This window comes from Mannheimia cairinae (genome assembly GCF_028649535.1).
GTDB classification, from domain to species: Bacteria; Pseudomonadota; Gammaproteobacteria; order Enterobacterales; family Pasteurellaceae; genus Mannheimia; species Mannheimia cairinae.
On the sequence record NZ_JAQSJE010000009.1, the window covers coordinates 16,520 to 28,941 of the forward strand.

Annotated in this window: 8 protein-coding genes and 2 tRNA genes; all 10 read left to right on the top strand. The window is 38.3% G+C overall.

The window, feature by feature from the left end; genetic code table 11:
* The first annotated feature begins 17 nt into the window (after positions 1–17).
* The 10 genes from msbA to PTQ27_RS09025 all read left to right on the top strand — a co-directional run bounded on the left by msbA (position 18) and on the right by PTQ27_RS09025 (position 12,326).
* On the top strand, positions 18–1,781 hold the full coding sequence (gene msbA / locus PTQ27_RS08980; protein WP_273749019.1) for a lipid A ABC transporter ATP-binding protein/permease MsbA: 1,764 nt from the start codon (positions 18–20) through the stop codon (positions 1,779–1,781).
* Between the two features lie 118 nt (positions 1,782–1,899).
* On the top strand, positions 1,900–2,532 hold the full coding sequence (lolB, locus tag PTQ27_RS08985) for a lipoprotein insertase outer membrane protein LolB (RefSeq protein WP_273749018.1): 633 nt from the start codon (positions 1,900–1,902) through the stop codon (positions 2,530–2,532).
* The gene (gene ispE / locus PTQ27_RS08990) at positions 2,520–3,386 is read left to right on the top strand and encodes a 4-(cytidine 5'-diphospho)-2-C-methyl-D-erythritol kinase (RefSeq protein WP_273749017.1); all 867 of its coding nucleotides are present in this window, start codon (positions 2,520–2,522) and stop codon (positions 3,384–3,386) included. The genes lolB and ispE overlap by 13 nt, the downstream gene beginning before the upstream one ends.
* A gap of 15 nt (positions 3,387–3,401) precedes the next feature.
* Positions 3,402–4,352, top strand: a complete 951-nt coding sequence (locus PTQ27_RS08995) for a ribose-phosphate pyrophosphokinase (RefSeq protein WP_273749016.1) — start codon at positions 3,402–3,404, stop codon at positions 4,350–4,352.
* A gap of 74 nt (positions 4,353–4,426) precedes the next feature.
* Positions 4,427–5,443 (top strand): quinone-dependent dihydroorotate dehydrogenase, encoded by a 1,017-nt coding sequence (gene pyrD, locus PTQ27_RS09000; protein ID WP_273749015.1) that lies wholly within the window; start codon positions 4,427–4,429, stop codon positions 5,441–5,443.
* A gap of 325 nt (positions 5,444–5,768) precedes the next feature.
* On the top strand, positions 5,769–8,426 hold the full coding sequence (aceE, locus tag PTQ27_RS09005) for a pyruvate dehydrogenase (acetyl-transferring), homodimeric type (protein ID WP_273749014.1): 2,658 nt from the start codon (positions 5,769–5,771) through the stop codon (positions 8,424–8,426).
* Positions 8,427–8,548: 122 nt separating this feature from the next.
* Positions 8,549–10,453, top strand: coding sequence for a pyruvate dehydrogenase complex dihydrolipoyllysine-residue acetyltransferase (gene aceF / locus PTQ27_RS09010; RefSeq protein ID WP_273749013.1), 1,905 nt, complete (start codon positions 8,549–8,551; stop codon positions 10,451–10,453).
* Positions 10,454–10,544: 91 nt separating this feature from the next.
* Positions 10,545–11,969, top strand: coding sequence for a dihydrolipoyl dehydrogenase (gene lpdA / locus PTQ27_RS09015; RefSeq protein ID WP_273749012.1), 1,425 nt, complete (start codon positions 10,545–10,547; stop codon positions 11,967–11,969).
* 192 nt (positions 11,970–12,161) lie between these two features.
* Positions 12,162–12,237: transfer RNA gene (locus PTQ27_RS09020), tRNA-Gly, on the top strand.
* A 15-nt stretch (positions 12,238–12,252) separates the two neighbouring features.
* Positions 12,253–12,326, top strand: a tRNA-Cys gene (locus tag PTQ27_RS09025).
* The last annotated feature ends 96 nt before the right edge of the window (positions 12,327–12,422 follow it).

Sequence of the window (12,422 nt, forward strand, 5' to 3'; positions counted from 1 at the left end):
ACTGAACATATAAAATTATGCAAGAACAAAAAATCCAAGAAAAAGATCTTTCGACCATCAAAACCTTCAAGCGTTTATGGCCGATTATTAGTCCTTTTAAAGCAGGGCTAATTGCAGGTGCTATTGCATTAGTGATTAATGCGTTGGTAGATTCCAGCCTAATTTATTTGCTTAAGCCATTATTAGACGAAGGCTTTGGTAATGCCAATAACGACTTCTTAAAATTAATGGCGGTGTTAGTTGTGGTCTTTATTCTTATTCGAGGAATTACCAACTATACCGCAAGCTATTGCCTTGCTTGGGTTTCTGGTAAGGTAGTGATGACCTTACGTCGCAATATTTTCCAACATTTAATGTATATGCCCGTGAGCTATTTTGATAATAATCCAACTGGGCGTTTACTTTCTCGAGTAACTTACGATACCGAAATGGTGGCAAGCTCTTCATCTCACGCATTAGTAACCATTGTGCGAGAAGGAGCTTATTTAATTTCACTATTTGTGGTTATGATTTATACCAGTTGGCAGCTTTCAATCGTTCTATTTATCATGGCACCAATCATTGGGGTTCTTATCGGTTTTGTATCTAAATATTTCCGTAAGTTAAGCCGTAATATTCAAAGCTCAATGGGCGAATTAACGGTTACCACCGAACAGATGTTAAAAGGGCATAAAGTCGTGCTTTCCTTTGGTGGTCAAGAAGTTGAAAAAGATCGTTTTGAACGTGTAAGTAATGATATGCGTCGCAAAGGAATGAAGGTGGTTTCTGCAGATGGTATTTCTGATGGTGTGGTGCAATTAATTGCTTCTTTTGCATTATCAGCCGTGCTATATGTTGCCACATTCCCTGAGGTAATGAGTGAGAATTTAACAGCAGGTTCATTTACCGTCGTCTTTTCTTCAATGATGGCGATGTTACGCCCGTTGAAATCCTTAACAAATGTAAATTCACAATTTCAGCGTGGAATGGCTGCGTGCCAAACGTTATTTGAGTTTTTAGATTTAAAAACCGAAAAAGATACAGGCAATGTTACGGTTGAAAAAGCAGAAGGTAACGTTGAATTTAAAAATGTAAGTTTTAGTTATGAAGGGAAAGAGGAAAAAGCGTTAAATAATATTTCTCTTTCTATTCCAAAAGGCAAAACCGTCGCTTTAGTTGGACGTTCAGGTTCAGGCAAATCGACAATCGCTAACTTACTCACTCGGTTTTATGATATTGATGAAGGCGAAATTTTGCTTGATGGCATTAATATCCAAGATTACCAACTTAAAAATTTACGTGAACAATGCTCAGTTGTTTCGCAGCAAGTTCATCTATTTAACGATACTATCGCCAATAATATTGCTTATGCAGCAACCGATAAATATAGCCGAGAGCAAATTATTGAAGCTGCTAAAGCAGCACACACAATGGAATTTATCGAAAAATTAGATAATGGCTTAGATACGGTTATCGGCGAAAACGGAGCAAGTCTTTCGGGTGGCCAGCGTCAGCGTTTAGCGATTGCTCGTGCATTATTAAGAAATTCGCCAGTATTAGTGCTTGATGAAGCAACTTCAGCCTTAGATACCGAGTCTGAACGAGCAATTCAGGCAGCTCTTGAAACTTTACAGAAAGATCGCACCGTACTTGTGATTGCTCACCGCTTATCAACTATTGAAAAAGCCGATGAGATTTTGGTGGTTGATCACGGTAATATTATTGAACGTGGTTCGCATAGCGAATTATTAGCTCAAGATGGTGCCTATAAGCAACTACACAGTTTGCAGTTTGGAGCTTAATTATATTAGCAGGCGTATCTCATATATGCCTTTTTATTGGTTATTTTGCAAGCGGTTCTATTTTAGGTAAAATTTGCAAAAATATCTAAAAAAATCAACCGCTTGTACAGGTTTAATTATGAAAAAATTTACGCAATTATTATCATTAAGTGCCTTGTTAGTTTTAACGGGTTGTAACTCTATACTAAACGCACCAACAGAGGTTGAAAAACCTAAAGTTGAGATCCCACATACTGATCTGCAATGGCAACAACATTTAGCAGAGTTGTCTAAAATTCAAGCGTATAAAGCGAGAGGACAATTTGGGTATATCTCGCCAGAAGAACGTTTTTCATCACATTTTAATTGGCAATATGCCACACCAACAAGTTTTGGGTTAGAGCTTTCTTCTAATCTTTCTACAAAATCAATGAGATTACAACGCACGCAACGTGGTTTAACGGTTTCAGATAGTGAAGGTAATTCACGTTCGGATCGAGATGTTGATGCACTTATGCAAGAGATCATCGGAGTTTCCTTCCCAATCGATCAATTTGCCTATTGGGTAAAAGGTCAGCCTGAAAAAGAGGGAAATTACATTGTAAATGAAAAACGTCAGCTCTCACAATTTAGTTACCCAATTAATGGAGTAGTTTGGAAAGCAAGCTATGTAGAATATCACGAAGATAGAGTGCCAAATCTGCCAAAATTAATTGTGCTAGAAAATGGTACCCAAACCTTAAAAATTCGTATTGAAAGATGGGATTATTAATGGATAAGGTTACTTTACCTAGCCCCGCAAAACTGAATTTGTTTTTATATATTACGAATAAACGGGCTGATGGTTATCACGAGTTACAAACACTATTTCAATTTTTAGATTTTGGTGATGAAATTGAAATTGAAGTGACAGATAGCCCTGAAATTGAACTAATTAATCAAGTTGAAGGTGTTGCTGTTGAAGATAACCTTATCTATAAAGCTGCAACATTACTGCAAAAAACAACCGCTTGCACGAAAGGGGCAAAAATTGCAGTCACTAAAAATTTGCCAATGGGGGGCGGGGTTGGCGGTGGATCCTCTAATGCGGCAACAGTATTAGTTGGATTAAACCATTTATGGAATACAGGGCTTTCTTTGGAAGTATTAGCCGAATTAGGTTTATCACTTGGGGCGGATGTGCCGATTTTTGTGCGAGGTACAGCCGCCTTTGCTGAAGGGGTAGGAGAAGTATTAACTCCTTGCGAACCTGCAGAAAAATGGTATGTGGTGTTAAAACCCGATGTCTCTATTTCAACTGCAGTGGTATTTAATGCTCCAAATTTGCCGAGAAATACACCGAAGCGAAGTCTAGAAGAGTTATTAAATAACAACTGGGCAAACGATTGCGAAAAAGTTGTGAGAGAAAACTATTCAGAGGTTGAAGATCTTATCCAAGAATTGTTACAATATGCACGATTTAGGCTAACAGGCACGGGAGCTTGTATTTTTGCTGAATTTAATACCAAAGCAGAGGCCGAGAAAGTTTTTGTACATAAGCCAAAACAGCTTTTTGGCTTTATGGCGAAAGGGCAAAATATTTCGCCATTACATCAAAAGTTATATTCCAAACTTAACCATCATTAATCTAAGGATCAATCCATGTCAGATATTAAACTGTTTGCGGGTAACGCAACGCCTGAACTAGCTAATCGTATTGCAAAACAACTTTATACATCATTGGGTAATGCAATAGTTGGTCGTTTTAGCGATGGTGAAATTCAAGTACAAATTAACGAAAATGTGCGTGGGGGCGACATTTTCATCGTGCAATCTACTTGTGCACCAACAAATGACAATTTAATGGAATTAATTGTAATGGTTGATGCATTACATCGTGCATCTGCTGGTCGTATTACTGCGGTAATTCCTTACTTTGGTTATGCTCGTCAAGATCGCCGTGTTCGTTCAGCACGTGTTCCTATTACGGCAAAAGTCGTAGCGGACTTCCTTTCAAGTGTGGGTGTTGATAGAGTATTAACTTGTGACTTGCACGCTGAGCAAATTCAAGGTTTCTTTGATGTGCCAGTAGATAACGTATTTGGTTCGCCGGTATTAATTGATGATATTTTGAAGAAATCAGATTTAGTTAATCCGATTGTCGTTTCTCCAGATATTGGTGGTGTTGTACGTGCTCGTGCGGTGGCTAAGTTATTAAATGATACTGATATGGCGATTATTGATAAACGTCGTCCAAAAGCGAATGTTTCTCAAGTAATGCACGTGATTGGCGATGTTGCAGATCGTGATTGTATTTTAGTTGATGATATGATCGATACTGGCGGTACATTAGTAAAAGCAGCGGAAGCATTAAAAGAGCGTGGGGCTCGTCGAGTATTTGCTTATGCAACACACGCAGTATTCTCTGGCACTGCCGCACAAAATTTGGCAAACCCTGCGTTAGATGAAGTTGTGGTGACTGACACAATTCCTCTAACAAATGAAATCAAAGCATTAAATAAAGTTCGTGTATTAACTTTATCAGGTATGCTAGCAGAAGCTATTCGCCGTATTAGCAATGAAGAATCCATTTCTGCAATGTTTGATGCATAATCTATTTAGTTTAAAAGCCCGATCGAAAGATTGGGCTTTTCCATTTTTAAATTACTACTGGTAAAATATCTCCTATGTACTCTTTAATTCGTCGATTTTTATTTTCTTTAGATGCAGAAAACGCTCACCAACTTTCTATCCAAGCCTTAAAATTGGCAGGGAAATTACCATTTTCTATTTTGCCTATTCCTGATAATCCAACAGAAGTAATGGGATTACAATTTAAAAATCCTATCGGTTTGGCGGCAGGAGCGGATAAAAATGGCGAAGCAATAGATGGTTTTGCAAAACTTGGTTTTGGTTTTATTGAAGTAGGGACTGTCACCCCTCTAGCCCAAGACGGAAGCCCTAAGCCCCGTCAATTTAGAGTGTTAGAAGCAGAGGGGATCATTAATCGTAATGGATTTAATAATGACGGGGTAGATGTGTTAGTAGAGAATGTGAAAAAATCTCACTATGACGGTATATTAGGCATTAATATCGGTAAAAATGCCATTACACCGATAGAGCATAGTTTAGATGACTATCAAATCTGCTTACGTAAAGTGTATGAATATGCGGATTATATTACGGTAAATATCTCCTCTCCGAATACAAAAAATTTGCGTAGTTTACAATATGGCGAAGCGTTAGATGACTTACTGATTAATTTAAAAAAAGAACAAGCTCAGCTTTCGCAAAAATTTAACCAATATAAACCGCTTGTTTTAAAAATTGCACCAGATTTAACCGATGAAGAAATTGCTTCGGTAGCAGATAGTTTGGTTCGCCATCAAATTGATGGTGTGATTGCAGGAAACACCACACTTTCTCGTGAAACAGTCGCAGGAATGCCTTATGCCGAACAGCAAGGTGGATTAAGTGGCAAGCCTTTAAATATGTTGAGCACAAAGCTTATTTCAAGGCTATCTTCTGAATTAAATGGCCGTTTGCCAATTATCGGAAGTGGGGGAATCCATTCCGTTGAAAGTGGGCAAGAAAAAATTAATGCTGGAGCAAGTTTGCTACAAGTGTATTCAGCAATGATTTATCAAGGCCCAACATTAATTCAAAATTTAGCTCGTAATATTATTTTAGATAAAAAAATCTAATGCCAATCATTAAAATTTATCTAATAGGTGGCTAGTTTGATTTTTCTCAAAAATAGACAAATTTCCCTATTTTTGTTATCTTGCACTGCAAATTTATCTACAAAATTTAAACAAATTTTATAAATAAAATAAAACTTGTTTAAAATCAAATAGATAATGTATTTTAAAATGATTTTTAGTATTGCCTCTATGAGAGTAGAAGTCGAAATAATCGTGTGATATGAAATTTTTTCGGCAAAAAATGGTCTAAAAATCGTCAAACACACAAAATTTGTTAAAATTTTGTTATTTATTTACTTCAATCATCAAAATAAGGAAGAATACTATGTCAGAGAACTTGAAAAATGACGTAGATCCAATCGAAACTCAAGATTGGTTAGCATCACTGGATTCATTAATTCGTGAAGAAGGGATAGAGCGTGCTCAATTTATCGTTGAACAAGTAATCAGCCAAGCACGTGCTGGCGGTGTATCATTACCAACTGGCGTGACTACTGATTATGTAAATACTATCCCTGTTTCAGAACAACCAGCATATCCAGGTGATCATAAAATCGAACGTCGTATTCGTTCTGCAGTACGTTGGAATGCTATTGCAGCAGTTTTACGTGGCCAGAAAAAAGATCTTGACTTAGGTGGACATATTTCAACATTCCAATCTGCAGCAACAATGTATGAAGTTTGTTTTAACCACTTCTTTAAAGCAGCAACAGAAAAAGATGGCGGCGATTTAATTTTCTTCCAAGGTCACGCAGCACCAGGTATGTATGGTCGTGCATTCTTAGAAGGACGTATCACAGAAGAGCAAATGGATAACTTCCGTCAAGAAGCATTTGCAGATGGCTTATCATCATATCCTCACCCTAAATTAATGCCAGAATTTTGGCAATTCTCAACAGTATCTATGGGTTTAGGTCCTGTTAATGCAATTTACCAAGCTCGTTTCTTAAAATATTTAGAAAACCGAGGATTAAAAGATACTTCTGCTCAAAAAGTTTATGCGTTCTTAGGCGATGGCGAGATGGATGAAATCGAATCTAAAGGTGCATTATCATTTGCAGGTCGTGAAAAATTAAATAACTTAATTTTCACAATTAGCTGTAACCTCCAGCGTTTAGATGGCCCTGTTCACGGTAACGGTAAAATTGTTCAAGAATTAGAAGCTCTATTTACTGGTGCAGGCTGGGAAGTAATTAAAGTATTATGGGGCAGCAACTGGGATAAATTATTTGCTAAAGATACTTCAGGCAAATTAAGCCAATTAATGATGGAAGTACTTGATGGTGACTATTTAACCTTTAAATCTAAAGATGGTGCTTATGTACGTGAACACTTCTTTGGTCGTTACCCAGAAACTGCAGCATTAGTGGCAGATATGACAGATGATGAAATCTGGGCATTACGCCGTGGTGCACACGATTCTGAAAAACTTTATGCTGCTTATGCTAAAGCTCAGAAATCAGATAAACCGGTTGTTATTCTTGCTCACCAAGTTAAAGGATATCGTATTCCTGAAGCTGAAAGTAAAAATACTGCTCACCAATCTAAAAAAATGTCATTAGACAGCTTAAAAGGTTTCCGTGATTACTTTGAATTGCCATTAAATGATGAGCAAGTAGAGAATTTAGAGTATGTGAAATTTGCTGAAGGCTCAGAAGAGTACAACTATTTACATAATCAACGTAAAGCGTTAAGTGGTTATGTACCAGCTCGTCAGCCGAAATTTACTGTAGATTTCAAAGTACCAGAATTAAATGACTTCCAAGCATTGTTAGAAGAGCAACCTCGTGGTATCTCAACTACTATGGCATTCTCTCGTGTATTAAATACCTTATTAAAAGATAAAAATATTGGTAAACAAATTGTGCCAATTATTGCCGATGAAGCTCGTACTTTCGGTATGGAAGGCTTATTCCGTCAAATCGGTATTTACAACCCGCACGGTCAAAACTATGTGCCATCAGACCGTGATTTAGTTGCTTATTATCGTGAAGCAAAAGATGGTCAAGTTTTACAAGAAGGTATCAATGAATTAGGTGCAACAGCATCTTGGCTTGCAGCTGCAAACTCATATTCTGTAAATAACTTACCGATGATTCCATTCTTCATCTACTACTCAATGTTTGGTTTCCAACGTGTAGGCGATATGATGTGGTTAGCAGGTGACCAATTAGCTCGTGGCTTTATGATTGGTGGTACATCAGGTCGTACAACATTAAATGGTGAAGGTTTACAGCACGAAGATGGTCATAGCCATATCCAAGCAGGAGTGATTCCAAACTGTGTAACTTACGATCCAGCATTTGCATTTGAAGTACCTGTTATCGTTCAAGATGGTATCAACCGTATGTATGGTGAAAAACAAGAAGATATTTTCTACTACATTACCACATTAAACGAAATCACAGACCAACCGGCTATGCCAGAAGGTGCTGAAGAAGGTATTCGTAAAGGTTTATATAAATTTGAAACCGTTGAAGGTAAGGGCAAAGGCCACGTTCAATTATTAAGCTCTGGTGCAATTATGCGTCACGTACGTGAAGCCGCTCAAATTCTTGCAAATGAATATGGTGTAACTTCAGATGTATTCTCGGCTCCATCATTTAATGAATTAGGCCGTGATGGTGCTGATGTTGATCGTTGGAACCTATTACACCCAACTGAGACACCACGAGTTTCTTACGTTGCTCAAGTATTAGCTGATTTACCAACAGTAGCTTCAACAGACTATATGAAGCTTTACGCTGAACAAATTCGTGCTTATGTACCAAGCAAACACTATCACGTGTTAGGTACAGATGGCTTCGGACGTTCAGACAGCCGTGCAAACTTACGTGAACACTTTGAAGTAGATGAGCGTTATGTTGTTGTTGCTGCATTAGCACAATTAGCGAAAGCAGGTACGGTAGAGACTAAAGTTGTTGCAGATGCAATTACTAAATTCGGCTTAAATGTAGATCGTATTAATCCATTATACGCATAATTCAAGCGGCAAAATTTTTCTAAAATTTTGCAAAACAGGGCGGGTAAAGCTCGCCCTATAAGATTAAATATATTTGTGGGGACAGAAATTATTCTTGTCTGTTTACAATAAGGATAACCAAAATGGCAAAACAAATTAATGTACCTGATATCGGTTCTGATGAAGTAAGTGTAACCGAGGTAATGGTGAATGTTGGCGATACAGTATCGGTTGATCAAAGTATCATCAATGTGGAAGGTGATAAAGCTTCAATGGAAGTACCTTCTCCAGAAGCCGGTGTTGTAAAAGAAATCTTAGTGAAAGTTGGCGATAAAGTAACAACTGGTTCGCCGATGTTTGTTTTAGAATCAGCTGATGCAGCTCCAGCAGAGACTCCTGCACCAGTGGCAGAAGCGGCTCCGGCAGCTCCAAGTGCATCAGCAGTTGTTGAAGTAAATGTTCCTGATATCGGCGGTGATGAGGTAAACGTAACCGAGATTATGGTAAAAGTTGGCGATAGCGTTGAAGTTGATCAATCAATTATCAATGTTGAAGGCGATAAAGCATCAATGGAAGTACCAGCACCAGTTGCAGGTATCGTAAAAGAAATCTTAATCAATGTTGGTGATACTGTTTCAACTGGCAAGTTGATTATGAAATTTGAAACGGCATCTTCAGCTTCAGCAGTTGAAGCCCCTGCTCAAGCCGAAACCTCTTCAGCACCAGCAGTTGCTTCTATTAAAGATGTAAATGTTCCAGATATCGGTGGCGATGAAGTAAACGTAACCGAAATTATGGTTGCGGTAGGTGATACTATTTCAGAAGAGCAATCGTTAATTACTGTTGAAGGCGATAAAGCATCAATGGAAGTTCCAGCTCCATTTGCTGGCGTGGTTAAAGAAATTTTAGTGAAATCAGGTGATAAAGTATCAACTGGTTCATTAATTATGCGTTTTGAAGTAGCGGGTGCAGCTCCAGCTCCTGCAGCATCAGCTCCAGCACAAGCACCGGCTCCTGCTGCACAAGCAACTCCAGCTCCAACGGCTTCAGCTCCAGCAGCTCAAAATCAATCAGGTTTAAGTCAAGAGCAAGTTGTCGCTTCAACTGCATATGCTCACGCAACACCAGTGATTCGCCGTTTAGCTCGTGAATTCGGTGTAAACTTAGATAAAGTTAAGGGTACTGGTCGTAAAGGTCGTATCGTTAAAGAAGATATCCAAGCATACGTTAAAACAGCAGTTCAAGTCTTTGAAAAACAAGGCGGAGCAGCAGCCGCTGGTAATGGTGTGGCAAATGGTGCTGGTTTAGGCTTATTACCTTGGCCGAAAGTTGATTTCAGCAAATTCGGTGAAGTTGAAGAAGTTGAATTAACACGTATCAATAAAATTTCTGGTGCAAACTTACACCGTAACTGGGTAATGATTCCTCACGTAACTCACTTCGATCGTGCAGATATCACGAACTTAGAAGAGTTCCGTAAAGAACAAAACAAACTGGCTGAGAAACAAAAATTAGATGTGAAGATCACACCTGTTGTATTTATTATGAAAGCAGCAGCAAAAGCATTAGAAGCTTATCCACGTTTTAATAGCTCACTATCAGAAGATGGTCAACGTTTAACATTGAAAAAATACATCAATATTGGTGTTGCAGTAGATACACCAAATGGCTTAGTTGTTCCTGTATTTAAAAATGTAAATAAAAAAGGCATTATCGAGCTTTCTCGTGAATTAATGGAAGTATCGAAAAAAGCACGTGAAGGTAAATTAACAGCTTCAGATATGCAAGGTGGTTGTTTCACTATTTCTAGCTTAGGTGGTTTAGGTACGACTCACTTTGCTCCGATTGTGAATGCTCCAGAAGTTGCGATTTTAGGTGTATCTAAATCTGAAATGGCTCCAGTATGGAATGGCAAAGAATTTACACCACGCTTAATGCTACCAATCTCGCTATCATTTGACCACCGTGTTATTGATGGTGCAGACGGTGCAAGATTCATTTCATATATTAATAGTGTGTTATCTGACATTCGTCGCTTAGCAATGTAATAGTAAGCGGTCATTTGGTAAAATATGAATTAAAAATGACCGCTTTTATTAGATTCATATTGACTAATATGTTTCTATTAGAGGAAATAAAATGAGCAAAGAAATTAAAACGCAAGTTGTGGTCCTAGGTGCAGGCCCAGCAGGTTATTCAGCCGCATTCCGTTGTGCTGACTTAGGCTTAGAAACTGTAATTGTTGAACGTTATTCAACTTTAGGTGGTGTGTGCTTAAATGTTGGATGTATTCCATCTAAAGCATTATTACACGTTGCAAAAGTAATTGAAGAAGCAAAACACGCAGTACATAACGGCATTACCTTTGGTGAGCCAACGATTGATTTAGATCAGGTACGTGCTGGTAAAGAAGCGGTAGTTTCAAAATTAACAGGTGGTTTAGCTGGAATGGCTAAAGCACGTAAAGTAACAGTGGTGGAAGGGTTAGCATCATTTACTGATCCAAATACATTGGTTGCTCGTGATCGTGATGGTAATCCAACAACGATTAAATTTGATAACGCAATTATTGCAGCAGGTTCTCGCCCAATTCAATTACCATTTATTCCACACGAAGATCCACGTATTTGGGATTCAACAGATGCTCTTAAATTAAAAGAAGTACCGAAAAAACTACTTGTAATGGGTGGTGGTATTATCGGTTTAGAAATGGGTACGGTTTACAATGCTTTAGGTTCAGAAGTGGAAGTGGTTGAAATGTTTGACCAAGTTATTCCTGCTGCAGATAAAGATATTGTTGGAATCTACACAAAACAAATCGAGAAAAAATTCAAGTTAATGCTTGAAACTAAAGTAACTGCAGTTGAAGCAAAAGATGACGGTATCTATGTTTCAATGGAAGGTAAAGCGTGCAACGATACTAAACGTTATGATGCTGTATTAGTTGCAATCGGCCGTGTACCAAACGGTAAATTAATCGATGCAGGTAAAGCAGGTGTTGAAGTTGATGAGCGTGGCTTTATCAATGTAGATAAACAAATGCGTACCAATGTACCTCACATTTTTGCTATTGGCGATATTGTCGGTCAGCCAATGTTAGCCCACAAAGGTGTACACGAAGGTCACGTAGCAGCAGAAGTTATTGCAGGGCAAAAACACTACTTCGATCCAAAAGTAATTCCTTCTATTGCTTATACTGAGCCAGAAGTTGCTTGGGTTGGTAAAACAGAGAAAGAATGTCGTCAAGAAGGCTTAAACTTTGAAGTGGCAAAATTCCCTTGGGCTGCTTCGGGCCGTGCGATTGCCTCTGAGTGTTCTGAAGGTATGACCAAACTTATCTTCGATAAAGATACTCATCGCTTATTAGGTGGTGCTATTGTTGGTAGCAATGGTGGTGAATTATTAGGTGAAATCGGCCTTGCAATCGAAATGGGTTGCGATGCGGAAGATATCGCTTTAACTATTCACGCTCACCCAACATTACACGAATCTGTTGGTTTAGCAGCTGAAGTATTTGAGGGGTCTATTACAGACTTACCAAATGCTAAAGCAAAAAAACGTTAATACATAAATGAAGACAAGCGGTTGATTTTAGTAAAATTTTTACAAAAATTAACCGCTTGATTATTTTCGAGCCAAATAAACGTATCTAGTGAAGTTTTTTTCAGCACTTAGTAAAAGAACAGTGAATTTATAATTGACATAAAATGATAAATCCGTAAAATGCATTCCTGTTCTGTTACGGAATATTCAAATGCGGGAATAGCTCAGTTGGTAGAGCACGACCTTGCCAAGGTCGGGGTCGCGAGTTCGAGCCTCGTTTCCCGCTCCATTTTTCAAATCTTTTGGCGTGTTAGCAAAGCGGTTATGCACTGGATTGCAAATCCATGTAGCTCGGTTCGACTCCGGGACACGCCTCCACCACTCAATCCAAGTTAGTCCAAGATAGTCCAATAAATCATTAAATCTCTAGTAATTTCAGTGCTTTTAGGTAAAATGACAATCCAATCCAATCCA